At 61.2% G+C, this 23757-nt stretch carries 23 protein-coding genes and 1 pseudogene; 21 read left to right on the top strand and 3 right to left on the bottom strand.

Going from position 1 to position 23757, the window contains the following annotated elements:
• Window positions 1-2 precede the first annotated feature (2 nt).
• From AC1DK3_RS16675 to AC1DK3_RS16640, 8 genes are all read left to right on the top strand, one after another.
• Entirely contained in the window at window positions 3-935 is a 933-nt protein-coding gene (locus AC1DK3_RS16675) for a site-specific tyrosine recombinase XerD (RefSeq protein ID WP_477193366.1), read from the top strand.
• Between the two features lie 56 nt (window positions 936-991).
• Entirely contained in the window at window positions 992-1651 is a 660-nt protein-coding gene (locus tag AC1DK3_RS16670) for a pyridoxamine 5'-phosphate oxidase family protein (RefSeq protein ID WP_477193365.1), read from the top strand.
• On the top strand, window positions 1651-3201 hold the full coding sequence (locus tag AC1DK3_RS16665; protein WP_477193364.1) for a peptide MFS transporter: 1551 nt from the start codon (window positions 1651-1653) through the stop codon (window positions 3199-3201). The genes AC1DK3_RS16670 and AC1DK3_RS16665 overlap by 1 nt, the downstream gene beginning before the upstream one ends.
• A gap of 158 nt (window positions 3202-3359) precedes the next feature.
• On the top strand, window positions 3360-4307 hold the full coding sequence (locus AC1DK3_RS16660; RefSeq protein ID WP_092869137.1) for an acetyl-CoA carboxylase carboxyltransferase subunit alpha: 948 nt from the start codon (window positions 3360-3362) through the stop codon (window positions 4305-4307).
• Between the two features lie 234 nt (window positions 4308-4541).
• The gene (locus AC1DK3_RS16655) at window positions 4542-5444 is read left to right on the top strand and encodes a L,D-transpeptidase family protein (RefSeq protein ID WP_477193431.1); all 903 of its coding nucleotides are present in this window, start codon (window positions 4542-4544) and stop codon (window positions 5442-5444) included.
• Between the two features lie 78 nt (window positions 5445-5522).
• Window positions 5523-6368: a L,D-transpeptidase family protein gene (locus AC1DK3_RS16650; protein WP_477193363.1), complete on the top strand. Its 846-nt coding sequence runs from the start codon at window positions 5523-5525 to the stop codon at window positions 6366-6368.
• 70 nt (window positions 6369-6438) lie between these two features.
• The gene (locus tag AC1DK3_RS16645; protein ID WP_477193362.1) at window positions 6439-7494 is read left to right on the top strand and encodes a L,D-transpeptidase family protein; all 1056 of its coding nucleotides are present in this window, start codon (window positions 6439-6441) and stop codon (window positions 7492-7494) included.
• A 162-nt stretch (window positions 7495-7656) separates the two neighbouring features.
• On the top strand, window positions 7657-8232 hold the full coding sequence (locus tag AC1DK3_RS16640) for a TIGR00645 family protein (protein ID WP_477193361.1): 576 nt from the start codon (window positions 7657-7659) through the stop codon (window positions 8230-8232).
• Window positions 8233-8296: 64 nt separating this feature from the next.
• Here AC1DK3_RS16640 and AC1DK3_RS16635 read toward each other — a convergent pair whose 3' ends face one another.
• A complete protein-coding gene (locus tag AC1DK3_RS16635) occupies window positions 8297-8500 on the bottom strand; it encodes an SEC-C metal-binding domain-containing protein (protein WP_477193430.1) in 204 nt (67 codons plus the stop codon).
• Window positions 8494-11248, bottom strand: a pseudogene (gene secA / locus AC1DK3_RS16630) (preprotein translocase subunit SecA); the annotation flags it as partial. The gene AC1DK3_RS16635 and the pseudogene secA, both read right to left, overlap by 7 nt.
• A 422-nt stretch (window positions 11249-11670) precedes the next feature.
• Here secA and AC1DK3_RS16625 point away from each other — a divergent pair.
• The 4 genes from AC1DK3_RS16625 (at window position 11671) to mutT (ending at window position 15026) form a co-directional block, all read left to right on the top strand.
• Complete coding sequence (locus AC1DK3_RS16625; protein WP_477193360.1) at window positions 11671-12591, top strand: peptidylprolyl isomerase; 921 nt, start codon at window positions 11671-11673, stop codon at window positions 12589-12591.
• A gap of 94 nt (window positions 12592-12685) precedes the next feature.
• Window positions 12686-13933: a bifunctional glutamate N-acetyltransferase/amino-acid acetyltransferase ArgJ gene (argJ, locus tag AC1DK3_RS16620; RefSeq protein WP_477193359.1), complete on the top strand. Its 1248-nt coding sequence runs from the start codon at window positions 12686-12688 to the stop codon at window positions 13931-13933.
• A gap of 14 nt (window positions 13934-13947) precedes the next feature.
• Window positions 13948-14607 (top strand): thiopurine S-methyltransferase, encoded by a 660-nt coding sequence (locus AC1DK3_RS16615; RefSeq protein WP_477193358.1) that lies wholly within the window; start codon window positions 13948-13950, stop codon window positions 14605-14607.
• Window positions 14604-15026 carry an 8-oxo-dGTP diphosphatase MutT gene (gene mutT / locus AC1DK3_RS16610; protein WP_477193357.1) on the top strand — a complete coding sequence of 141 codons (423 nt, stop codon included), beginning with the start codon at window positions 14604-14606 and terminating at the stop codon, window positions 15024-15026. Before AC1DK3_RS16615 ends, mutT begins: the two co-directional genes overlap by 4 nt.
• On the opposite strand, the gene AC1DK3_RS16605 is transcribed toward mutT, so the two are convergent.
• Window positions 14989-15885, bottom strand: a complete 897-nt coding sequence (locus AC1DK3_RS16605; RefSeq protein ID WP_477193356.1) for a methyltransferase domain-containing protein — start codon at window positions 15883-15885, stop codon at window positions 14989-14991. The genes mutT and AC1DK3_RS16605 overlap by 38 nt on opposite strands.
• Before the next feature lie 123 nt (window positions 15886-16008).
• Here AC1DK3_RS16605 and AC1DK3_RS16600 point away from each other — a divergent pair, with 123 nt between their 5' ends.
• The 9 genes from AC1DK3_RS16600 (at window position 16009) to AC1DK3_RS16560 (ending at window position 23757) form a co-directional block, all read left to right on the top strand.
• Window positions 16009-16836, top strand: coding sequence for a ComF family protein (locus tag AC1DK3_RS16600; protein WP_477193355.1), 828 nt, complete (start codon window positions 16009-16011; stop codon window positions 16834-16836).
• 127 nt (window positions 16837-16963) lie between these two features.
• Window positions 16964-17224: a glutaredoxin 3 gene (grxC, locus tag AC1DK3_RS16595; RefSeq protein WP_477193354.1), complete on the top strand. Its 261-nt coding sequence runs from the start codon at window positions 16964-16966 to the stop codon at window positions 17222-17224.
• Window positions 17225-17226: 2 nt separating this feature from the next.
• Window positions 17227-18102 carry a carbon-nitrogen hydrolase family protein gene (locus AC1DK3_RS16590; RefSeq protein ID WP_477193353.1) on the top strand — a complete coding sequence of 292 codons (876 nt, stop codon included), beginning with the start codon at window positions 17227-17229 and terminating at the stop codon, window positions 18100-18102.
• The gene (locus AC1DK3_RS16585; protein WP_477193352.1) at window positions 18099-18551 is read left to right on the top strand and encodes a DUF1178 family protein; all 453 of its coding nucleotides are present in this window, start codon (window positions 18099-18101) and stop codon (window positions 18549-18551) included. The genes AC1DK3_RS16590 and AC1DK3_RS16585 overlap by 4 nt, the downstream gene beginning before the upstream one ends.
• Before the next feature lie 147 nt (window positions 18552-18698).
• The gene (gene bioB / locus AC1DK3_RS16580) at window positions 18699-19763 is read left to right on the top strand and encodes a biotin synthase BioB (protein ID WP_477193351.1); all 1065 of its coding nucleotides are present in this window, start codon (window positions 18699-18701) and stop codon (window positions 19761-19763) included.
• Window positions 19747-20880 carry an 8-amino-7-oxononanoate synthase gene (locus AC1DK3_RS16575; protein ID WP_477193350.1) on the top strand — a complete coding sequence of 378 codons (1134 nt, stop codon included), beginning with the start codon at window positions 19747-19749 and terminating at the stop codon, window positions 20878-20880. The genes bioB and AC1DK3_RS16575 overlap by 17 nt, the downstream gene beginning before the upstream one ends.
• Entirely contained in the window at window positions 20877-21524 is a 648-nt protein-coding gene (gene bioD / locus AC1DK3_RS16570) for a dethiobiotin synthase (RefSeq protein WP_477193349.1), read from the top strand. The genes AC1DK3_RS16575 and bioD overlap by 4 nt, the downstream gene beginning before the upstream one ends.
• Window positions 21521-22780: an adenosylmethionine--8-amino-7-oxononanoate transaminase gene (locus tag AC1DK3_RS16565; RefSeq protein WP_477193348.1), complete on the top strand. Its 1260-nt coding sequence runs from the start codon at window positions 21521-21523 to the stop codon at window positions 22778-22780. The genes bioD and AC1DK3_RS16565 overlap by 4 nt, the downstream gene beginning before the upstream one ends.
• Entirely contained in the window at window positions 22777-23757 is a 981-nt protein-coding gene (locus AC1DK3_RS16560) for a beta-ketoacyl-ACP synthase III (protein ID WP_477193347.1), read from the top strand. Before AC1DK3_RS16565 ends, AC1DK3_RS16560 begins: the two co-directional genes overlap by 4 nt.

The following is a 23757-nucleotide window of genomic DNA, read 5'->3' as shown; positions in this document are numbered from 1 at the left end:
CGATGACGCGTGTCGCGGAACGCGATGGCCACCTCGCGGACTTTCTTGCGATGCTTTCGGCCGAGCGCGGCGCCTCGGAAAATACCATCGAAGCCTACACGGCGGACCTCGAAAATTTTCTCGGCTTTTTGTCGGAGAGAGGGATCGCGCCGGCGGACGCCAAATCAACCGATGTACAAGCCTATCTCGGATTTCTCGCAAGCGAGGGGCAAGCGGCGACGTCGCGCGCGCGGCGGCTCTCGGCAATCAAGCAGTACTATCGTTTTCTGCTGGCCGAAGACATGATCGCTCTCGATCCGACGTCCGGCCTCCAGGGGCCGAAGAAGCAGCGCGCTCTACCGAAAGTTCTGAGCATCGCCGAGGTCGACCGGTTGCTGACCGTTTCCCAGCAGCAGTGCGAGGGTCAAGACGGCCGAGCGCTCTTTCGCGCGTTGCGGTTTCACTGTCTCCTCGAAGTTCTCTACGCGACAGGGATGCGCGTTTCCGAACTCGTTGGGCTGCCGCGCAACGTTCTCAGAGGCGATCAGCGCGTTTTCACCATCAAGGGCAAAGGCGGCCGCGAGCGGCTCGTTCCGCTCAACGCGACAGCGCGTTCGGCGCTCGATGCGTTTCTCGGCGTTTCGGCGCGGCTCGACACTTCAGAATGGCTTTTTCCGTCGAAATCGGCGCTTGGCCACGTGACGCGGCAAGGTTTCGCGCAGGATCTCAAAAGCGTCGCCGAAGCGGCGGGAATTGCGCCGGAACGCGTGTCGCCTCACGTGCTCCGCCATGCGTTCGCAAGTCATCTACTCGATCGCGGCGCGGACTTGAGAGCCGTGCAACAGCTTCTTGGCCATGCTGACATTTCGACGACAGAGATTTATACGCATGTGCTGCAGGAGCGGTTGAAGGCACTCGTCAACGCCCATCACCCGCTCGCCAAAAAAACGAACTAGACCGACGCCGGCGATCCTTTGGGATGGCGGCGCGTCCAACTCAAGGGGAGACGCCAATGAGCCGCCTTTACGGAGACGTTCATCGCGCCATGCAAATGGCTTTCGATACGCGAGCGATGGCAGACCGGGTCGAGGCGGTTGCCCTCAAGCCGGAGATCGACGAGACTGCGAAGGCTTTCATCGAAAGCCGCGACATGTTCTTTCTGACGACGATCGACGATCGTGGCCGTCCGACAGTCTCTTACAAAGGCGGCACTCCCGGCTTCATCAAGGTGCTCGATGCGAACGCGCTGCTTTTTCCGAGCTACGACGGCAACGGAATGTACCTGTCGATGGGCAATATCTCGGGCAACCCGGAGATCGGCATGCTGTTCATCGACTTCGAGAAGCCGTTTCGCCTGCGCGCGCAAGGGCGTGCCGAACTCATCGTGAGCGGGCCCGAGCTCGACGGCTTCAAAGAGGCCGAAATGGTGGTGAAGGTGAGTATTCACGAAGTCTGGATGAATTGTCCGCGATATGTCCACCGTCACGCGAAGGTCGAAGCTTCGCGTTATGCGCCGGGCGTCGAAACCGAAACGCCATTTTGCGAGTGGAAGCGCATCGACGCGATGCAAGATGTGCTGCGTCCGTATGAGCGGACCAAAGTGGAAGAACTCGGAACAACAACCATCGATGAGTGGATGGGCAAAGTCATGACCGGCGACAAAGGCGCCTGATGCCTTCGCGCAAGGGCGAACAGATTTCTGCAAACGGGGTCGCAGCTTCGATCGTTTCGGAGCCGCGCGGCTCTTGGTTCGGCCTCGGGCTCGGCCTGTCATCGCATCCGCGCGGGCTTTCGGCACTCTACTTCACCGAGCTTTGGGAGCGCTTTTCGTATTACGGAATGCGGGCGCTCTTGGTTCTGTTCATGGTGGCTCCCGTCACCGAGGGCGGGCTCGGCTTCGCGACACCCAACGCCGGCAGCATCTACGGCACCTACGCGATGGCGGTCTATCTCCTGGCCCTTCCCGGTGGCTTCATCGCGGACCGGCTTCTCGGTGCTAAACGGAGCGTGCTCTTCGGAGGGGCGACGATCGCCTGCGGGCACTACGCCCTGGCGTGGCCCTCGCCTTCGACGTTCTATCTGGGTCTGGCGCTGATCGCGATCGGCACGGGCCTTTTCAAGCCGAACATCTCAGCCCTTGTCGGCGGTCTTTATTCAAAAGACGACACGCGGCGCGACGCCGGTTTCTCGCTCTTTTACATGGGCATTAACATCGGAGCGTTTTTGGCGCCGCTGGTGACGGGTTTTCTCGCGCAGAGCAGCATGTTCAAGGGTTGGCTCACTGCTGCCGGTTTCGATCCCAGAATGAGCTGGCACTGGGGCTTCGGCGCGGCCGGCATCGGCATGACGATAGCGATGGTGCTCTTTTATCTGAACAGGAACCAGCTCAAAGATCCCGATGTCGCGACCCCCGAATCGAGGTCGTCGGTGGTCCGTCAGGGCATTCTTGTCGGCGTCGGCTCGCTGGCTCTCCTTGCGATTGCACTGGCCTCCGACGTCGAGGGCTTCCACTGGCTGCGCTGGCTCTTCGTCGTGCTGCCGCTGCTCGGCATCGCTTATGGCACTACGCGCCAGAACGACCCGGACGCTCGCCGCATGGCGGCCGTCGGCGTCTTCTTCATCGCGGCCATGATTTTCTGGGCGGTCTTCGAACAAGCCGGCACCACGCTGTCGCTTTTCGCTGACGCGCTGACGCGCAACGAAGTCTTGGGGTTCTCTTTCCCGTCGTCGTGGTTCCAATCGGCCAATCCCATCTTCGTCATACTGCTGGCGCCGATCGTCGCGGCGCTTTGGATAAAGCTCGGCAAGCTGCAGCCGTCTTCGCCCGTCAAATTCGGCCTCGGCCTCACCTTCCTCGCTGGGGCGTTTCTCCTGATGGTTCCAGCCGCCACCTACGCGGCCGACGGTCGTGTCTCGCCGCTTTGGCTGCTCGGGCTCTACTTTCTGTTCACCATCGGCGAGCTGATGCTGAGCCCAGTTGGACTTTCGACGATGACCCGCATCGCGCCGCCCCGAATGTCGGGCCAGGTGCTTGGAATTTGGTTCCTCGCGGCCGCGTTCGGAAACAAGCTCGCCGGCGACATCGGAGGCGCCTTCACCGCCAGCGATCCAGATGCACTTGCGCTCTCGTTCCTGGCGCAAGCCGGGCTGGTTGCCGTTGCCGCGGCGCTCATGTTCGCGGTCGCGCCAACGGTAAGGCGGCTTTCGGAGGGCGAAAGTTAAATAATCTCAGAGCCCCGGCGTGCCAGAACTGGGTGCCGCAGGGCTTGACGACTTGACACCCGCGGCCAGCCGTGGCGAATGTCGCGCGTGAAAAAGGCGCTTGCCGCACGCTTCAGTTGCACAGCAGAAAGCCAAGTTCCGTGAACGCTACGACCGCATTGCGTACCTACCTCGACTTCGAAAAGCCGATCCTCGAGCTTGAGAACAAAGTTGCCGAGCTCAAGGCCATGCAGACCGAAGGCAAGGGTCCGCACATCGCCGACGAGATCACCAAGCTCGAGCAGAAGGCGAAGGCCGCTCTGGCCGATACGTATGCCAAGCTGACGCCCTGGCAGAAGACGCTGGTTGCGCGGCATCCCGAGCGGCCGCACGCGCTCGACTTCATCGGCGGCCTCATCGAGGAATTCACGCCGCTCGCGGGCGACCGGTATTTCGCCGAAGATGAAGCCATCGTCGGCGGCATAGGCAAGTTCCGGAACCGGTCGGTCGTCGTTCTCGGGCACGAGAAGGGCGCCGACACCGAGCAGCGCATCAAACACAATTTCGGCATGGCGCGCCCAGAAGGCTACCGCAAGGCCGTGCGGCTGATGGAACTCGCGGAACGCTTCAATCTGCCGATCATCACGTTCGTCGATACGCCCGGCGCCTATCCCGGGATCGGGGCGGAGGAACGCGGACAAGCCGAAGCCATCGCGCGGTCGACGGAATGCTGCCTGCGGCTCGGCGTTCCGATCGTCACCGTGATCGTTGGCGAAGGCGGTTCGGGCGGTGCGATCGCCATCGCGACGGCCAATCGGATTCTTATGCTCGAGCACGCCATTTATTCGGTCATATCGCCCGAAGGCGCCGCATCGATCATCTGGCGCGACAGCAACAAGAAAGAAGAAGCCGCGACCAACATGAAGATCACGGCGCAGGACCTCGATCAGCTCGGGGTCATCGACGCGATCGTGAAGGAACCGACAGGCGGCGCGCATCGCGACCGCGAATCAGTAATTATCGCGACCGGTAACGCGATTGCCCGCATGCTTTCGGAGTTCGACGGCAAATCGGCCGAAGATATTCGGGCTCAGCGTCACGAGCGGTTTTTGTCGATAGGGCGCTAGGTTCGCACGAAACTCCTGTCCGACATTCCGTCCGGCGGGGCTGACCCGCCCACCGTGACGCCGCATTTGGACACGATACTTGAGTTGACTCGGATCTTCTCCGATTTCAGTAATCGTTTGAGTTCATTGTGCTAACAGTCCGCCAGCCCGCGGCACGGGGAATTTGTTCGGGACGGGAAGGGCGTATTGGTGGGAACCAACACTGGCTCAACGATGAGAGCCGTTGTGCTGCTCATGACTGCACTCGCCGTCGCGACGCTCGCGGCGTGCTCGAGTGCGCCCACTATTCCTCCGCCATCCGAAGTGCCGTTGTCGAACGAGGCGCTGTCGCTCCTCGCCAAGAAGGGCATGCAGCCCGGGTCCCCGGTTTTCGTTCGGATCTTCAAGGAAGAATCCGAGCTTGAAGTCTGGAAGCAGCGCGACGATGGCCGCTTCTATCATTTCAGGACCTACCCGATCTGTAATTGGTCAGGCGAGATCGGGCCGAAGCAAAGCACCGGCGACCGGCAAGCCCCTGAGGGCTTCTATTCCATCACGCCCGTCCTGATGAACCCGAACTCGAAATTCTATCTGTCGTTCAATCTCGGATATCCCAACGCCTTTGACCGGTCTTGGGGCCGCACGGGCGATTCCGTGATGGTGCACGGCAACTGCCGCTCGGCGGGCTGCTACGCCATGACAGACGCCCTGATGGAAGAGATCTACGGGCTTACCCGCGAATCGTTGAAGGCAGGCCAGCCGAGCTTCCAGCTTCACGCCTATCCCTTCCGCATGACAGACGCGCGGATGGCCCGAGAGAAGTCCAACAAGTGGTACGGCTTCTGGAAAACGATGAAGCAGGGATACGACTACTTCGAAAAGTACCGCATTCCGCCGAGCATCACCGTCTGCGAACGCCGGTACGTCGTCGACGCCGTTGCACGCAGCCGCCCCGACCCTGCTGGACGTTGCCCGGCGTTCGATCGACCGTTCGTCACGGCCTTTACGCCGCTGCCCGAGCCTGCTCAAACGGATGTAGCGAGCGGCAACAAGCTCAAGGGAATTGCCAATCCCGATAACGAACCATCGCTCGCCGAGATCAAGACTGCAAAGCAGCAGCAGAGTTCGCAATCGTCCCTTGCGAACGCGGCGAACTGATCTTTCGGCGTTGCGGGCAATTCAATGACAAACAAAAGCGCGACCCCGTCCAAATCGCGACAGCCACGGCGACGCCGGGTGGGCAAAACGCTCGGCTTTGGCGCCGTGCTTTTAGCGCTCGCTGCGGTCGCGTTTGTTTCTGTACCTGTATTGTTGCCGAAACTGCCGGGCGGCGACGTTGTTCTGATCAAGTACGAGCGAAAACTACGGCGGCTTCTCTGGGATTTCGGTCTGCCTATGCCAAGGGAGCCGGATCTCGCGAATTATTCCGAGCGGCTTCGCAGTGCCGGCGTCGCCGAGGGTGCGCCTGTGCTGATCAGGATCTTCAAGAGCGAATTCGAGCTTGAACTCTGGATGCAACGTGACGGCGTGTTCCGCCGTTTCGCGACGTATCCGATCTGCCGCTGGTCGGGGGATCTCGGGCCGAAGCTGCAAGAGGGCGACAGCCAAGCGCCGGAAGGCTTCTACACGGTCGATTCCTCGGCCCTCAATCCCAACAGCCGCTGGTATCGTTCGTTCAATCTCGGCTACCCGAACGCGTTCGACCGGGCGCATGGGCGCACCGGTTCGCTGATCATGGTTCACGGCGGCTGCGCGTCCATCGGCTGCTTCGCGATGACGGACGCGCAGATGCAGGAAATCTGGAAGCTCGTCACCGCGGCGCTTTCTGGCGGCCAAAAGCGCTTTCAAGTTCAGGTCTATCCGTTCCGGATGTCGGAGGAACGGATGAACGGCCATGCCCAGAGCCCCGCTCTCGACTTCTGGAAAAACCTGAATGCTGGCAATGACCTGTTCGAATCAAGCATGCTGCCTCCGAAAGTGAATGTCTGCGCGGGTAAGTACCGGTTCGCGCCGGGAGAAAAGGGCTCCCCCGACGCCTCTACGATCGACGACACGTGCGTCGGCGAAGACGCCAAAAGTTAACCGTTCACAGCGTCGCTTATCTCGCCGGTGTTGGCGAAAAGTCACTTCGAATTGCGTGCTCGGGGCGTTAATGTTCCGTTCGCGAGAGGGCAAGGTACTCGGTCGCAAGTCCATGGTGTCGTACGGTTCAACGCGTCTGAAGCTCGTCGCGGCGATGATCCTCGGTCTCGTCGCGATCAGTCATGTCTCGATTGATGACGCCAATGCGCTGACGATCGAACTCAAGGACGTTGCCGCCGATCGCGTCGAACGCCAGCGTGCGGCAGCTACCGGTGCGCTGCCGCTGCCCGGAACTCCCGACGTCGGCGTGCTGCAGCAGCGCTTAAAGGAAAAGGGCGTGACGCTGTCGTCACCCATCCTCATCCGCATCTTCAAAGCTGAATCCGAGCTCGAAGTCTGGAAGCAGAAGGATGACGCCTTCATCCTGTTCGCGACCTATCCCATCTGCCACTGGTCGGGCACACTCGGGCCGAAACTTCGCGACGGCGACCGGCAGGCGCCCGAAGGCTATTACACGGTGACGCGCGCGCAGGCGCGGCATGTGGGTCGATGGCCGGTGTCGCTCGATATCGGCTTTCCCAACATCCTCGACCAGTCACAGGCGCGGACCGGGTCCGACATCCTCATTCACGGCGGATGTTCGTCCGTCGGCTGTTTCGCGATGACGAACCCGGTATCGGAAGAGATTCATCAGCTGACGATAGCTGCGATCGACGCGGGAGAGCAGCTCGTGCCGGTGCACATTCTGCCGTTCCGCATGACGGATGAGAACATGGCTCAGCAGAGCGCGTCGCCGTGGTCGCCGTTCTGGAACAATCTCAAGGACGGTTACGACGTCTTCGAGCGTACGAAGCGTCCCCCGGCCGTCGGGGTGTGCAGCGGCCGTTATATTTTCCGCGAAGCGCGGGCGAAAGAATTGCCGGGTCAGCTCGACGCATGCGGTCCGACGATCGCGTCCATCCGCGAGCAAGATCAGTGGCTCGCCAACGTGCCGCCGCCCTCGCCCATTCTGCCCAAGGCTGCTGCTCAAACGGCTCAGTCGAAGACGCCGCCCATTCCGCAGATTCAGACGAGCCTCGAAAGCGAAGCACCCCCGCCGATGTTTTCGTGGCGGCTTATTCGCTGACTTTGCCGCGCTGACACATTGTGGCGCTAACTTTAGCCGCCGCTTGTGATTTTGCCCCGCAATCCTACCTACGTTAGCGCCTAGTCGCCGCACTGGCGGGCGCTTGCCTTGCGTGGCCAACGTTGCGATAGAGCACACAAATTCACGGATTGAGGATCATCGATGGCCGAAAAAACAATTGCGAAGCGCATAGAGATCACGCTGGAAGGCTGGTTGTTCAGCTCGCGCTGGCTGCTCGCGCCATTCTATTTCGGCCTCGCGCTGTCGCTGATCATTCTCATGATCAAGTTCCTGATGGAGCTTTTTCACCTCGCCGCCGTCGCGTTCTCGTCAACAGAGTCCGACGTGATCCTCGGCTTGCTGACGCTCGTCGATTTGACGCTGACAGGATCGCTGCTGATCATCGTCATCTTCTCGGGATACGAAAATTTCGTCTCGAAGATGGACCATTCGGATGACGGCGACCGGCCGGCGTGGATGGGAACGATCGACTTCGCCGCTCTGAAGCTCAAGATGCTTTCGTCGATCGTCGCGATCTCGGCCGTGCAGCTTCTCCGTCAGTTCATGTCGCTCACCACCGTTACGCCAGAGCGCGAGAAAGAGCTGATGTGGCTCGTCATCATCCACGTGGTGTTCGTCGTTTCGAGCGTGCTCCTGGCGCTATCCGACCGGATCGCGGGCGGCGGACATGACGAACAGCCGGCTTCTTCCGGATCGTCGAAGGGGAACGGCCACTAACAACCGGCGCGCTTCACACGAATATCGGAATAAGATTGAGGCGCCTTTCGGCGCCTCAATGCGTTCAATCCATTTTGCCGTGGCAGTGCTTGTATTTCTTGCCTGAGCCGCAGGGGCAGAGGGCGTTGCGCGAAACGCGGCCCCAGGTTGCGGGGTCCTTCGGATCGACCGCGCCCTCGTTCTTACGGCTCTGCAGCGGTGCGCGCCTCTCGGGCTCGGGTCCCGCAGCGCGGCGTGCACGGGCCCCTTGAATGGCGGCGTCGGCCAACGCCAGTTCGGGATCGCGCTCGAACTCGTCGAAGCCCGTCGTCGCGTCGACGTGGTGGGCTTCCATCGGCGGCAGATCGACGGGCTGCAGCGCGGGCTGATCCTCGGGCGGCGCCAGTTCGACGTGCATCAGCTGGCCCGTCACGTTTTCGCGCAGACGTCCGAGCATGCTCTCGAAGAGGACGAACGCTTCGGATTTGTATTCGTTCAGCGGATCGCGCTGACCGTAGGCGCGGAAGCCGATCACCTGACGCAAATGCTCAAGCGTCACAAGGTGCTCGCGCCAGAGGTGATCCAGCGTCTGGAGCAGCACCATCTTTTCGATCTGGTGATAGAGCTCCGGTCCGAGTTCCTTGGCTTTCTCGTCCGCCTTGGCGTCCGCGGCGGCCTTGATGCGTTCCTTGATCTCTTCGTCGGCGATGCCTTCCTCGGCAGCCCAGGCGTCGATCGGAAGATCCAGCGCGAGAACGTCGTTGACCTGCTCGTAGAGGCCCTTCGTGTCCCACTGCTCGGCATAGGCCGCCGGCGGAATGAAGCGCGTGACGTATTCGTCGATCAGCTCGTTGCGAAGCTCGACGACCGTCTCGGAAACGTCCTCCTGGCCCATGATGTCGAGCCGCTGCTCGAAGATGACCTTGCGCTGGTCATTCATGACGTCGTCGTACTTCAGGATCTGCTTGCGGATATCGAAGTTGCGCTGCTCAACCTTTTTCTGGGCCGTTTCGAGCGACTTGTTCATCCAGGGATGCGTGATCGCTTCGCCGTCCTTAAGGCCGAGCGTCTGGAGCACCTTGTCCATGCGCTCGGATCCGAAGATGCGCATCAGGTCGTCATCGAGCGCCAGATAGAACTTGGAACGGCCTGGGTCGCCCTGACGGCCGGAACGGCCGCGCAGCTGATTGTCGATGCGGCGGCTTTCATGGCGCTCGGTCGCGAGCACGTAGAGGCCGCCGGCCTCGAGCGCCTTTTTCTTATTGGCGGCGACGTCTGTGACAAGCTCAGCGCGCTTGCTGCTGATCGCCGTCTCGTCGGGCGGGGTTCCCTTTGCCGTTTCTTCGGCGATCCAATCGCGCAGGCGGAACTCGGCGTTGCCGCCCAGCTGAATATCGGTACCGCGGCCCGCCATGTTGGTGGCGATCGTCACGGCTCCGAACTGGCCGGCCTGCGCAACGATGCTCGCTTCCTGCTCGTGATAGCGTGCGTTCAGCACCTGATGCGGGACCGGGTCGCCCTTGCCCTTGGCTTCGGACGCGAACTTGGTCAGCATCGCCGCCATATCCGTCAGATGCTTGCGCAGTTCTTCTTCCTTGCCGGGCTTGATGGCAGCGGCCTGCTCTTCGAGCTGCTTGGCAAGTTCCTTGAAATACTTGTGGTCCTTCAGAAGCTCTGAAAGTTGCTCAGACTTCTCGATCGACGTGGTGCCGACAAGGATCGGCTGTCCGCGATGTCTGGCTTCCGCGATCGATTGCACGATGGCTGCGAGCTTCTCGCGCTGTGTCCGGTAGATCTCGTCATCCTCGTCGATACGGCTGACGGGGAGATTGGTCGGGATGTCGATGACCTCGAGCCCGTAGATATCCATGAACTCGCTGGCTTCGGTCATTGCCGTACCGGTCATGCCGGCGAGCTTCTTGTAGAGACGGAAGTAGTTCTGGAACGTGATCGACGCCAGCGTCTGGTTTTCGGGCTGGACCTCGACCTTCTCTTTGGCTTCGAGCGCCTGATGCAGGCCTTCCGAATAACGGCGGCCAGGCATCATGCGGCCGGTGAACTCGTCAATGATGACGACCTGCCCGCCTTTGACGATGTAATCCTTATCGCGCTGGAACAGCTTGTGGGCCTTCAGCGCTTGCGTCAGGTGATGGACGATCGTGACGTTGTCGATGTCGTAAAGCGTGCCCTTCAGGAGGCCCGCGGCTTCGAGCGCGCGCTCCATCTTTTCGTTGCCGGCTTCCGAGAATGAAACCTGACGCTGCTTTTCGTCGAGTTCGAAGTCTTCGGGTGCGACGATCTTCATCATCTCGTCGATCTGCTGATACAGTTCGGCCTGGTCTTCCAATGGGCCGGAGATGATCAAGGGCGTGCGTGCTTCGTCGATGAGGATCGAGTCCACTTCGTCGACGATTGCGTAAATGTGCGGCCGCTGCACCATCTCGGTGTAGTTCATCTTCATATTATCGCGGAGATAATCGAAACCGAGCTCGTTGTTCGTGCCGTAGGTCACGTCGCAGGCGTAGGCGATCTTGCGGGATTCGTCGCTCATGTCGTGTACGATGCAGCCGACAGTGAGACCGAGGAAGCGATAGATCTGCCCCATCCAATCGGCGTCGCGCTTGGCGAGGTAGTCGTTGACGGTAACGACGTGGACGCCTTTGCCGGTGAGGGCGTTGAGGTACACGGGGAGCGTGGCGACGAGCGTTTTACCTTCGCCCGTTCTCATTTCGGCGATATCGCCCTGATGGAGGACCATGCCGCCAATGAGCTGCATGTCGAAGTGGCGCTGGCCAAGCGTGCGCTTTGCCGCTTCACGGACGGTCGCGAACGCGGGAACGAGGAGATCATCGAGCGAGGCGCCGTCGTTCAGCTGCTGACGGAATTGCTCCGTGCGCGCTCGAAGCTCTTCGTCGGATAGGTCCTGCAGCTCGGGCTCGAGCGCATTGATCGCCGCGACACGAGACCGAAAGCCTTTGACTCTCCTCTCGTTCGAGGAACCGAAAATCTTCGAAGCGAGATCACCGAACGAGAGCATATTTTTAGATCCGTCCTACAAATTCGACTTGGCCGTACCCCCTGGCACGGCCGGCTCAGTCTCTTATCGCCGGGCAGCGTAAAGCCAAAAAATGCGCGGCCAGGGCCTCCCCCGCCACGCCTGCGTCGACGTTCCCACAGCGCCACTAATTGCGCGGTCGACACGGGCTTTAACGCCCGACCCGATTAGGCGCAGACATAAGAACTCGCCCCCCCGACTGTCAATGTTATGCGCTATAACGCCGACGTAAGAGATTTTCTTCCCGTGGCCAAGAATTAACTTGGTTTTCTGGCCTTGGCCCGCTATCGAAACCCGCTTGTTGGCCGCCTGCCGCGGTCTTGCCGTCGTGCCCAAAACGAGCCCCATACGAGCCCTGGGACGGCAACTTAAGGTCCTCAACCTCCAACGCGGAGCCAACGCTGATGAAGCGTATCACCCTTATTCTTATGACTTTCGCGCTCGCGGGCATGGCCGCACCTTTCACGGCGGTGGCCGAGGACAAGGTCGTCGCCACGATCGACGGCAAACCCATCACCGAAGGCGATCTTGCGGTGGCCGAGAGCGAAATCGGCTCAGACATGGGCACAATGCCGCCCGAGCAGAAGCGCACATCCCTTCTCGAATTTCTCATCGATAATCAGCTTTTTGCGGAAGCGGCCGAAGCCCAGAAGCTGAATGAGGGCGCCGACTTCGAGACACGCCTCAACTATCTGAAGCGCCGCGCCCTTCGGGAGCTCTATTTCGACAAGGTCATTAAGGCCTCGGTTAGCGATGCTGACGCGCGCAAGATTTACGACGATCAAGTCAAGTTGTTGAAGCCAGAAGAGGAAGTATCGGCGAGACATATTCTTGTCGCTACTGAGGATGAGGCTAAGGCGCTGAAAGAAAAGCTCGACAAGGGCGCCGATTTTGCTCAGCTCGCCAAAGAAAACTCCAAGGATCCGGGTTCGAAGGACGATGGCGGCAACCTTGGTTACTTCGGTCATGGGCAAATGGTGCCGCAGTTCGAAGAGATCGTCTTCAAGCTGAAGAAGGGCGAAGTCTCCGATCCGGTGAAGACGCAGTTCGGCTGGCATCTCGTGAAACTCGAGGATCGCCGGACCAAGCAGCCGCCGGCGTTCGAGATCGTCAAGGACCGGATCGTCCAGTCCCTGCTTCTGCAGAAAGCTCAGCAAACGGCTGTGGGCCTGCGCGGAAAGTCGAAGATCGAGATCGTCGATCCGGAAATCAAGAAGACGGTGGATGCCCGCAATGCGGCGGTCCAGGCCCAGTCGAAGCCGGCGGCCGCTGAACCACCCAAAGACGCTCCGAAGGACGCTCCCGCAGAGGCGGCGAAGCCCTAAGCTTCCCTGCCAGTCAAAAGTTCTTGCTCGGGCCGCTTGATTATGGCGGCCCGATCTGTTTCAGGGAGCCTCGCACCCTCTCCGGAGATCCCTTATGAGCAAAGCTTCGAGCGTTTCGCCGTTCGCCCCTAAAGCTCTCGCTAAATTGCCGATCATCGAGGGCGTTGCCTTTGCGACTGCGGAAGCCGGTATTCGCTACAAGAACCGCACGGATCTCTTGCTCGCCGTGCTCGACGAAGGGACTTCGGTTGCTGGCGTTCTTACACAATCGAAGACCGCGTCCGCCCCGGTTCTCACTTGCCGGAAGCACCTGAAAAAGGGTGCGGCGCGGGCGGTCGTCGTGAATTCCGGCAACGCCAACGCCTTTACGGGGAAAAAGGGCAGCGAGGCGGTCGACATCACGGTTGCACATGCCGTTGCGGCCGTTGGCTGCAAACCGCACGAAGTCTTCGTCGCTTCGACCGGCGTCATCGGCGAACCGCTCAATGCGGAAAAGTTTGCCCATCTTCTCGGTGACCTCGCCAAGCAGGCCGAGCCCGACGCTTTCGAAAAAGCGGCGCGGGCGATCATGACCACCGATACCTTTCCGAAGCTCGCGACGCGGACCGCGCTGATCGGGGACACCGAGGTCACCATCAACGGCTTCTGCAAGGGCGCGGGGATGATCGCGCCCGACATGGCAACGATGCTGTGCTTCATCTTCACGGATGCCGCGATCTCGTCCGATGCGCTGCAAGAGCTGTTGGCCGAGCACGCCGCCACCACGTTCAACTGCATGACCGTCGATGGCGACACGTCGACGAGCGATACTTGCCTGATGTTTGCGACTGGGAAGGCGGAAGCTCGCGGGCAAAAGCTCATCACGAAGGCCAAGTCGAAGAAGCTCCAGGCGTTTTCGGAGGCTCTCTACGACTTGATGCGCGATCTCGCGATCCAGGTCGCGAAGGACGGCGAGGGACTTACGAAGTTCGTGACGTTCGAGGTCGGCGGCGCCAAATCATGGCACGCGGCGCGGGCGATCGCGCTCTCCTGCGCCAATTCACCCATTCTCAAGACGGCGATTGCCGGAGAAGATCCGAACTGGGGCCGCGTCGTGATGGCTGTCGGCAAGTCCGGCGAAGCTGCCGACCGCGACAGGCTTGCAATCTGGTTCGGTCCCCACTGCGTTGCGCGCGACGGGGAGCGCGCCGCGGATTATGACGAGAAGACCGTTGCCGCTTATATGAAGAACTGCGAGATCGTCATTCGCGTCGACGTCGGGGTTGGCAAGTCGGGAGCGCGGGTCTGGACCTGCGACCTCACGCACGGATACGTATCGATCAATGCCGATTACCGGAGCTGAGAAGCTGAGAGCCAATGGATAAGGCGTTCTGGAACGAGCGCTGGCAGCGCCGCGAGATCGGGTTTCATCAGCAGCGAATCCATTCGCAGCTTTTGCGCTTCTGGCCGAAACTTGGATTGCGCCAAGAGACCGCCGTTTTCGTGCCGCTTGCGGGCAAGAGCCGCGACATGGTCTGGCTCGCGACGCAGGGGCATCGCGTCATCGGGGTCGAGCTGTCGAACGTTGCGGTCCGCGAATTTTTCGACGAAGGCGGCCAGGTGCCGAATCGCTCCTCGGCCGGCGCGTTCGAGATTTCGTCCGCCGGGCCGTTCGAGCTTTATTGCGGCGATTTTTTCGAATTCGACGGCGATGTCCTGAAGGACGTCGTGGCGGTTTACGACCGCGCCGCGCTGATCGCGCTGCCACCTGGAATGCGCGCCTATTACGCCGAGACGCTTGCTCGGATCGTGCCGCGTGGGGCCATCATTTTCCTCATCGCGATCGATTATCCCGAGGGTGAGATTTCCGGGCCGCCATTTCCGGTTTCGCGTGACGAGGTTCACCGTCTTTACGGAGATACGTTCGAGATCGACGTGCTCGAGACGCGCGATGGCCTCGCCGATAGCGACAACCTCAAGAAACGCGGCGTCACTCGCCTCGACGAGACCGTCTACCTGCTGAGGCGGCAGGCATGAAGCCATTGCTTCTCGTTGCGGCCGTCGCGCTCATCGACGACGACAAACGCGTGCTGATCGCCCAGCGCCCGGCGGGAAAGTCCATGGCTGGCCTTTGGGAATTTCCCGGTGGCAAAGTGGAGCCGGGGGAAACGCCTGAGGACGCGCTATGCCGCGAAATCAAGGAAGAACTCGATATCGAACTTTGCCGGACGTGTCTCTCGCCGTTCAACTTCGCGAGCCATGCGTACGAGAATTTCCACCTTCTGATGCCGCTGTACCTCTGCCGCACCTGGGAGGGAGAGATCGCGCCGCGAGAAGGCCAGACCGTGAAGTGGGTCCGGGCGCTCGATCTCAACCGCTATCCGATGCCGCCGGCGGACGAACCGCTCATTCCGTGGCTCAGAGATCTTTTGAGCGGGGCTTCAGCACATCTTTGAGACTGACTTCGGCCGATCCTGGCCGCAGCGGTTTCTGCTGGCTTTTGTGGGGCACCCATCCGGTCAGCGTGACGATTTCGAACGTCGCCGGGACGCGGCCGCCAGGAAGGCCAAAACGCTCCTGATAGATTTGCGCTGCCCGTAACAACAGGGTGCGCGTCACCGGCGTGCGGCGGCGCTCCGTCAGGGCATTACTCGCCGCCATGGCCTTGATCTCCTGCATCAAGGCCAGAGGCGACGCATAGGTTACCTCGACGAGGTCGCTATCGGCGACCGGCAGCGCGAAGCCCGCGCGCTGGAGAAGCCCGCCAAGCTCGCGGACGTCGGCGAATGGCGCGACGCGGGGAGAGGCACCGCCGAGGACCTCATCCTCAGCGAGAATCCAGGCCTCGCGCAATTCTTTTAGCGTTTCGCCCCCGAGCAGCGCGCCGAGAAAAAGCCCGTCGGGCTTCAGTGCGCGATTGATCTGGATGAGAGCGCCGGGGAGATCGTTGACAAGATGGAGCGCCAGACCGGACACCACGAGATCAAGGCTGCCCGCCGCGAACGGCAGTGCTTCCTCGTCGGCACCGACTTTCAAACCGCGTGCGCGCATGAGGCTCGCGAGAGACGATTCGACATCGATGATCGTGCCGATCGCCGGAAGCGTCCGGAGCCGTTCCGCCACGAGCCCGTTATACGCACCCAGACTGACGGCAAGCGGAAAATCCCGGCGCACGAGCGAAAGGCGTTCGGCGAAATCGTCGGCGACGCGCTCCAGCAGAAAATCGGGAAGGTTCGCGCCGCCGGTCGCCTTGGCGATACGCTCGCGGCGCATTCTCATAAATTTGCGGTCAAAAATCTGCGGTGCGCCGGGCATCGCTTGTCTTTCTCGTAAGTGGGATTCGGCTCGTAGCTGATCGGGGCCGATTGCCGGGACCCTGGAAGGGCGGCCGGCGTCGAAGCACTCGCTGGCGTTAGCGCGTTGCGCTAGTGTTGTGCAATGTCGAACAGTAACACGGTTGCGAACGACGATACGGGAGATGGCCCGAGCGGCAGCTCAGGCATGCCCTCGCGGCTTCGTCCTTTCCGGGGGCTTCGGCTCACTCGGCTTCGGCGGGCAGCCCTCGATCTGTTTCTGCCTCCGGTCTGCCTCGGCTGCCGGATCCGGATCATGGACCACGATTCCCTCTGTCCGTCCTGCTGGAGCCAAATCAATTTCGTCCGCCCTCCAGTGTGCGACAGGCTCGGATTGCCTCTCGCCATCGATACCGGCGGCCTCACGCTCTCGGCGGCCGCCATTGCGAACCCACCGGACTACGATCGTGCCCGGGCAGTCGCCAGCTTCGGCGGGCTCCTGCAGGTGCTCATTCACGGGTTCAAATTTCACGACAATCATAACGTCCGGCGGCTTTTCGGGCGGTGGATGGCGGACGCGGGGCGCGAGGTGCTTGCCGAAGCCGACCTTCTGGTGCCGGTGCCGCTCGCGCGGTGGCGGCTGATGGGACGGCGATTTAACCAAGCGCAAATTCTGGCGGCGGAGGCCGGGCGGCGAACCGGCAAGCCCGTCAATCCGTTCGCGCTCGTCAGAATCCGTTCGACGCCACATCAAATCGGCCTCACCCGGGCTCAGCGGAGCCGGAATGTGGCGGGTGTTTTCCGCGTACCTGCCCGTGAATTGCCGAATATCTCAGGAAAAGCCATAGTTTTGGTCGACGATGTCATCACGAGCGGTGCAACGGCATCGGCCGCGGCCCGGGCCTTGAAACAGGCAGGCGCTCGCAAAGTCGACGTGCTCGCACTTGCGATAGTTTCAGAACGTTATTCCTGAGACTGCAAAGGGCGTGGCAAAGCCGCGGCACAGCGGCGCAAATCAACGATGCAAGGTTGCATGACCTCGGGAACGGTTTAGTTTTGATTCGAACTTTTCGTATGGCGTGTTGAGAGGCGCCGAAGAAATGCAGAAGGTGACGGTCTACACTGCTGGCAACTGCTGCTACTGCCATATGGCCAAAGACCTATTGCGGCGCAAAGGTGCAGCGTTCGAGGAAATCGACCTGTCGGGCCGCAACGATTTGCGTGCTGACCTTACCTCGCGCGCGGGCGGCCGAAGAACAGTTCCTCAAATCTGGATCGGGAATGTACACGTGGGTGGCTGCGACGACCTTTTCGATCTCGAGCGCAGCGGACGCCTCGATACGCTTTTGACCGCAGCCTGATCATGTCATCACGTTCCAAAACAGCATTTCGGGCCGCTCTCGTACAAATGCGAGCCGGTCGTAGCGTCGAACGCAACGTTGCCGACGCGGTATCGCTCATCAACGAAGCGGCGGACCGCGGAGCAGAGTACGTTCAGACGCCGGAATGCACGACCTTGATGGAGCTCGATCAGGCACGTCTCATGGCGGAGACGAAGCCCGAGGACGGCAACGTCGCGCTCGCGGCATTTACCGATGCCGCCCGCAAGCGCAAGATCTGGTTGCACATCGGATCGATGGCCGTGAAGGTCGGCGAGCGGCGTCTCGCCAATCGCACGTACGTCATTGCTCCCGATGGTGCGATCGCCGCACGATATGATAAGATCCACATGTTCGATGTCGATCTCGGCGGCGGCGAGTCCTACAGCGAAAGCGTGAACTATCAGGCCGGTCCGAGCGCAATTATCGCGGAACTTCCGTGGGGCCGTCTTGGCCTGACCATTTGCTACGATTTGCGATTCCCCGCGCTGCATCGGGCGCTGGCGAAGGCCGGAGCTAAATTCATCACCGCGCCGGCAGCATTCACGCGGACCACGGGCGAAGCGCATTGGCACACGCTGCTCAAGGCGCGTGCCATCGAGACCGGCGCTTATATCCTGGCGGCGGATCAGGGCGGCCGGCACGAAAACGGCCGGGAGACGTTCGGCCATAGCCTCATCATCTCGCCTTGGGGCGAGGTTCTGGCGGAGGCAGGCGTTGATCCCGCGGTCGTCCTCGCCGACATAGATGCGGCCTACGTCGACCAGGTGCGGCGGAAGCTGCCGTCACTCACTCACGACCGCGATTTCGATGTCGTGGTCGCCAACTCGAAGGCGCCGTCACTGGTGCACGGATCGTGATCAAGTACCGTCTTGAATGTTCGTCGGGACATGAATTCGAAAGCTGGTTTCGCGCGAGCGCCGATTTCGACTCCCAATCGCTTGCGGGAGAAATCGCCTGTCCGCTTTGCGGCTCGATCGACATCGCGAAGCAGCCGATGGCGCCCTCAATCGTGACGAAGGCGGCCGTCGCGTCGCGATCCGCCGGTCCCGCCCCGATGCAGAGCGGGGCGATGCAGACCGGGGACGCGAAGGCTGCACTCGAAGCACTGCGCGCCATAAAGAAGACCGTCTTCGAGAACTCTGAAGACGTCGGATCGCGTTTCGCGGACGAAGCGCGCAAAATGCATTTCGGCGAAATTGAAGAGCGCCAAATTCGCGGAAGCTCGACCCTTGAAGAGGCGCGCGAGCTCGTCGACGAAGGCGTACCGTTCGGCATCCTCCCCGCACTTCCCGAGGATCTTAACTAAAGCTCAAGGGAAAGCTCCCCGATTGCCGTTTTCCGTGGGCCCGTCCGGCTCAGAGAGGCATTTTGGCGGTTGCTAGCCGGGGCGGAAGCGGTGCAAACATCTTCTCCGGATCGGGGCGTTGTCCGCCCCCGCGGAGATCGCACCTGAATGACCTCACCCGTTACCCGTCTCGATGCCTCTGCCCGTACCCGCGGAGGCCCGGCAATCCGCCATGACTGGACGGGCGCCGAAGCTCTGGCGCTCTACGAGCTTCCGCTCATGGATTTGCTATTTCGCGCCCAAAGCGTGCATCGGACGTCTTTCGACCCGAACAAAGTTCAGATGAGCCGTCTCCTGTCGATCAAGACGGGCGGCTGCGCGGAAGACTGCGGCTACTGCAGCCAGTCCGCTCACCACAAGACCGGCCTCAAGGCATCGAAGCTGATGGAGGTCGAACGCGTCCTCTCGGAGGCCCGGAAGGCCAAGGCCGCCGGTGCAACGCGCTATTGCATGGGCGCCGCATGGCGCAGCCCCAAGGCGCGAGACATGGACGTCGTCGTCGCAATGGTTGAAGGCGTCAAAGCGCTCGGCATGGAAACGTGCATGACGCTCGGCATGCTTTCGGACGACGATATCCTCAAGCTGCGCGACGCCGGTCTCGATTATTACAATCACAACGTCGATACGTCCGAAGCCTACTACGACAAGATCATCACCACGCGGACGTACGCCGACCGGCTCGATACGCTGGCGCGCGTTCGCGATGCGGGCATGAAGGTTTGCTCGGGCGGCATCGTCGGCATGGGCGAAGAGCGGCAAGATCGCGTCGACATGCTCGTGACGCTCGCCAACCTCGAAGAGCATCCGGAGAGCGTTCCGATCAATATGCTGATCGCCATTCCGGGAACGCCTCTCGGAGATACCGAGCGGATCGACCCGATCGATTTCGTCCGCACGATCGCGGTCGCCCGCATCATGATGCCGAAGTCGTTCGTGCGTCTCTCGGCGGGACGCACAGAAATGAGCGACGAGATGCAGGCGCTCTGCTTCTTCGCGGGCGCCAATTCCGTCTTCGTCGGCGATACGCTGCTGACGGCGGACAATCCGGGCGAAGACAAGGACAGCAAGCTTTTTGCGAAACTCGGCCTGTCGGCGCTCGACATCGAAATCGCCGATCCTCACGAGGCGGAGCTAGCGTCCACTGCGGTTCAACGGGATGCCCGGCAATCATGAGCGTGCGCTCGACGCGCTCCTCCGCCGCGGGCGTTTGAGGACGCTCGAAACGGCGCACGGCATCGATTTCACATCGAACGACTATCTCGGGCTCGCGCAATCGCGCGAGCTGGCGCAGGCGGTTGAGCGGGCGGTTGCTCGCGGCGTACCGGTCGGCGCCGGCGGCTCGCGCCTGCTGCGCGGCAATCACGAAGAACACGAGGCGTTGGAGCAGGAAGCGGCGCGGTTTTTCGGCGGCGAGACGGCACTGTTCTTTGGCGGCGGCTTCATCGCCAATTCGGCTCTGCTCTCGACCTTGCCATCACGGGGCGACCTGATCGTCTACGACGATTTCATTCATGCGAGCGCTCACGACGGCATGCGCTTGTCGAAGGCGAACTCGGTCGCGGTTCGTCACAACGATGCGCAGGCCTTCGAGGACAGCATCGCGGCTTGGCGGCGTGACGGCGGAACGGGACAGCCGTGGATCGTCATCGAAAGCCTTTACAGCATGGATGGGGACCGGGCGCCGATCAGGGATCTCTTCGACATCGCGCGGCGTCACGACGCGATGCTCATCATCGACGAAGCGCACGCGACGGGCGTCTTCGGCGCGATCGGCCGCGGACTTGCAGCCGATCTCGAAGGCAACGACAACGTCATCAGTTTGCATACGTGCGGCAAGGCACTCGGCGCCATGGGCGCGCTGGTAATTGGACCACGGGTCATTCGCGATTTTCTCGTCAACCGAGGCAGGCCATTCATTTACGCAACCGCTCCATCACCGCTGATCGCAGCGACGGTGCGCGCGGCGCTCGAGATTTGCCAGACGCAGCCGGAACGGCGCGAGCGTCTCATGAGCCTCGTCGCGCATGCGGAACGAGAACTCGCGGCGAAGACGCGCTTTACTCCTTCCGGTTCGCAAATCCTGCCCCTGGTCGTCGGCGGCGATGTACCGGCGGTGGCGCTTGCGAAATCGATGCAGAGCCGCGGTTACGACATACGCGCGATCCGTCCGCCCACGGTGCCGGAAGGCACGTCCCGGCTGCGGCTCACGATTACTCTCAACGTGGATGACGTCGCAATTACACGGCTTGTCGACGAAATCGCAGCGGCCGAAGCGGAGACCGCGGCATGACCATTCGTATCGTCGTTGCCGGCACCGGGACGGATATCGGCAAAACCGTTTTCGCCGCCGCGCTCACAGAAGCGCTCGATGGATATTATTGGAAGCCCGTGCAGGCGGGCCTTGCGGGCGACACCGATGCCGAGACCGTCAATCGGCTGACGACCTTGGCAGAGTCACGAATTCTCCCGGAGAGATACCGGCTGAAAACGCCGGCCTCACCGCATTATGCCGCCGAGGTCGACGGCATCGAGATCGATTCCAAGAAGCTTTCGCCGTTCGGGCTGCCGACACCGCTGGTGGTCGAGACGGCCGGCGGCCTGATGGTGCCGCTGACGCGGCGCTTGTTGCAGATCGACTTGCTGGCGCAATGGAGATTGCCTGTCATTCTCTGCGCTTCGACCGCGCTCGGAACGATCAATCACTCGCTGCTTTCCATCGAAGCCCTGAAGCGCCGCGCCATTCCAATTCTCGGCGTTGCTTTCATCGGCGACGAAAATGCCGATAGCGAGCGCACGATCGTGACGTTCGGGGCCGTGAGGCGACTCGGCCGTCTACCGCGCATCGACAATCTCAACGCTGACACTTTGCAGGCGGCATTCGCCGAGAATTTCGCGGTTGCAGACGTTCTCGATATCGGGGCCGTCGGCCCATGACATCGTCCGCGATCTGGCATCCATTCACGCAGCATGCGCTCGAACCATCGATGGCTCGCATCGCCCGGGCTGAAGGCGCGTGGCTCGAAACTCCTGAGGGGAAGCGCATTTTCGACGGCGTCTCTTCGTGGTGGGTCATCACACACGGGCACCGGCATCCGAAGATCATCGAAGCCATTCGCGCGCAAGCCGAGTTGCTTGACCAGGTCATCTTCGCCGGCTTTACGCACGAGCCTGCGGAAGCCGTTGCGGCTGGTCTGTTGAAGATCACGCCGCAAGGTTTGCGCCACGTGTTCTTTTCCGACAGCGGTTCGACGTCCGTCGAAGTCGCGCTCAAAATGGCGCTCGGATATTGGAAAAATATCGGGCAATCCCGCACGCGCATTCTCGCGCTGGAAGATGCCTATCATGGCGACACCGTCGGCACGATGTCGGCGGGTGCTCGCGGCGTTTTCAACGCGGCTTACGAGCCGCTGCTGTTTGAAGTCGGCCGCATTCCGCTGCCCAAGCCGCATCATGCGCAGCCGACGTTTGATGCACTCGAAATCGCCTGCCGGAAAGGGGACGTCGCCGCGTTCATTTGCGAGCCGCTGATCCTCGGGGCGGGCGGCATGCTGATGTACGACGCGGACGCCCTCAAGGAGATGCACCGGATCTGCAAGGCGCACGACGTGCTCTTCATTGCAGATGAGGTGATGACCGGCTTCGGCAGAACGGGAACCGTGTTTGCATGCGAGCAGGCGGGAATATCGCCCGACATCCTCTGCATCGCCAAAGGAATTACCGGCGGGTCCATACCGCTCGCAGTTACGATGTGCAGTCCGCCCATATACGACGCCCATCTCTCGAAAGACCGTTCGCGGACATTCTTTCACTCAAGCTCTTACACGGCCAATCCGATCGCCTGCGCTGCGGCGGCTGCCAATCTCGAAGTTTGGCGCACGGAACCCGTTATCGAGCGAATTTTGGCCCTTACGCAGAAACAGGCCCTGTGTCTTAAAGACTTGGAAGCCGACCTGCGCTTCTCGAACCTCCGGCAGCTTGGTACAATCACGGCCTTCGAGCTTGCCGACGCTCAACAAGGCTATCTTGCCGATATTACTCTCGCAATGCGCGCACGCCTCCTCGAACGCGGCGTGCTTCTCCGGCCTTTGGGATCGACCGTTTACGTGATGCCGCCCTATTGCACGACCAAGGATGAACTCAAATTCGTCTATCGCAGTCTCGTCGATACCGTCGATGAGGTGCTCTCGTGACGGGCGTGGAAATCATCAGTTATGGCCATTACGCGCCGGAGCGCATCGTATCCAATCGGGAGATCGAGACGCGCCTTGGTCTAGAGGACGGTTGGATCAAGCGACGTACCGGCATCGAGGAACGCCGATATGCGGCGGACGGCGAAGCGCTTTCGGACATTGCGGTGAAGGCCGGCGACATGGCGCTGGCACGAGCTGGGCTTTCGCGCGACGATGTCGGGTTGCTGTTGCTCGCGACATCGACGCCGGATCATTTGCTGCCGCCGTCGTCGCCGCTCGTCGCGCATCGTCTTGGATTGGCGAACGCCGGTGCGATCGACATGGCGGGCGCTTGCGCAGGATTCATCTATGCGCTGACGTTGGCCGACAGTTTCGTGCGGACGCAGGGAATAGCGGTTCTCGTCATCGCAGCCAACATTCTTTCTCGCCGTATCAACGAAGCGGATCGTGCAAGCTGCGTGCTCTTCGCGGACGCTGCAGGCGCAGTCTTATTAGCGCCGTCCGCGCGTGCGGAAGCTGGCATTCAAGGCGCGCATCTCGCGGCCAAGGGCCAGCATTATGATCTGATCACGATACCTGGCGGCGGCAGCCGCAAACCGTTTTCCAAAATCCGCGACCCGCAAGACGTATTGATGGTCATGAACGACGGCAAAGCCGTCTACGCGGCGGCCGTCGATATGATGACGGAGTGTGCGGAAAAGGCGTTGGCAAAGGCCGGGATGTCCACGGGCCAAGTCGATCATCTCATACCGCATCAGGCCAATGAGCGGATGATGAATACCTTAGCGCACCAGCTTGACGTTCCGCCCGAGCACCTCAGATCGACGATCGAGAATTTCGGCAACAGCTCGGCTGCGACGATCCCGTTCACGTTGTCGGCCACAGCGGTCGACCGGCCGTACGCGGCGGGCGAGACCGTGTTGATGACCGCGGCGGGCGCCGGATTAACTGGCGGCGCCGCAATCTTCAGATTGTAA

The sequence above is a fragment of the Hyphomicrobium sp. 01T421 genome (genome assembly GCF_056398805.1).
The sequence above is the reverse complement of the archived record's forward strand: the minus strand, read 5'-3'. Positions and strand labels throughout refer to the sequence as shown.